At 71.9% G+C, this 1,382-nt stretch carries 1 protein-coding gene and 1 pseudogene; both read right to left on the bottom strand.

Features of this window, described 5'->3' with window-relative positions; all coding sequences use genetic code 11:
• A pseudogene (locus C1I97_RS42300) lies at positions 1–238 on the bottom strand (DUF4129 domain-containing protein); the annotation flags it as partial.
• 5 nt (positions 239–243) lie between these two features.
• A partial coding sequence (locus C1I97_RS37270; RefSeq protein ID WP_111007287.1) for a glycerophosphoryl diester phosphodiesterase membrane domain-containing protein occupies positions 244–1,382 on the bottom strand: 1,139 nt, incomplete at its 5' end.

Genomic DNA, 1,382 nt, shown 5'->3' with positions numbered 1-1,382 from the left:
CGCCACCGCCGGGTGTGGCGGACGAGGCGGAGTCGAAGAGCTTGCCGAGCCAGTCCCAGAAGGCGTTCAGGGCGCGTTGCAGCAGGCCGGGGTCGTGCTCGTGGTACATGCCCTTGGACAGTTCGCGCTGGGCCGCCTCCCGCGCGGGATCACGCGGGAGGGTCACCGGTGGTTCGGGTGCGCCGGCCGCGCGTGGAAGCGCCTGCAGGGCTGTGAGAACTCCCCCCGTCGGGCTCACGCCTCTCAGCTCCCCGAGGTGGCCGCGCCGGAACCGTGGCTCGGGACGCCGGCGGCTCGGGCCAGTTCGAGGTCGAGGCCCTCGCGGCGGATGCGCTGGTCGATGTAGAGCAGCACGGTGACGACGGCCAGGATCGGAAGCGTGATCGTCAGGCCGATCACCGACCCGATCCCGGTGATGATCAGGTAGGTCCAGCTCAGCTCGGGGGTGCCGTTGAGGAAGTCGGCCATGCCGTCCCCGCTGAACAACACGGCGATCAAGGCGAAGGGGATGGCGATGATCGTGGAGACGATGATGGCGATCACCAAGGACAGCAACAGGACGCCGAAGACTCGCCACCAGGAGCCGCGGATCAGCTTGGCGGAGCGGCTCATCGCTTTCGTGATGCCCTGCTTCTCCAGCATGAGTGCCGGGGAGGCCAGGAAGAAGCGGACCCCCAGCCACAGGGCGGGCACCCCGGCGGCCAGGCCGCCCAGGACGGCCAGCGCGGTGCCGCCGGCGAGTGACGCCGTGGCGGCCACGACGATGCCGGGCAGCGCGCCGACGGCGATGACGCCAACGCAGATGAGCAGCAACAGGAAGACCAGTCCGAACAGCTTGAGCACCTGTGGGCGGGCGTCCCGCCATGCCTCGCCGACGGTGACGGGCTTGCCCAGGACTGCGCGGCTGGTGACGGTCGCGAGCAGCCCGGTTGCCACGATGGTGCCGACGATTTGGACAAGGGAGGCGACTCCGGAGCCGAGCAGGAGGTTGCCCAGGGCGCGGGCGGCTTCTCTGGGGGTGGCGTTCGGGTCGCCGAGTATCTGTTTGGTGGCGTCGTCGAGGGCGAAGCGCTGTGCCAGGATGACGATGATCCCGGTGATGACCGCCACGACCAGGGAGATGCCCAGGACGGTGCGCCAGTGGGTGCGCATGGTGGTCACCGCGCCGTCGAGGATCTCGCCCAGGCCCAGCGGGCGGAGCGGGATCACGCCGGGCTTGGCCGCGGGCGGCGGGCCGCCCCAGCCCGTGCCCCAGGTGCCGTAGCCACCGGGGCCGCCGTAACCGCCCGGAGCGCCGTAACCGCCCGGAGCGCCGTAACCGCCCGGAGCGCCGTGGCCGGGCCGGCCCCAGCCGGGGCCGGGCGGTGGCGGCGGTGGCGGCG

This window comes from Streptomyces sp. NTH33 (genome assembly GCF_003236365.1).
GTDB lineage: Bacteria > Actinomycetota > Actinomycetes > Streptomycetales > Streptomycetaceae > Streptomyces.
Note: the sequence above shows the minus strand (reverse complement) of the source record. Positions and strands in the feature narration are given on the sequence as shown.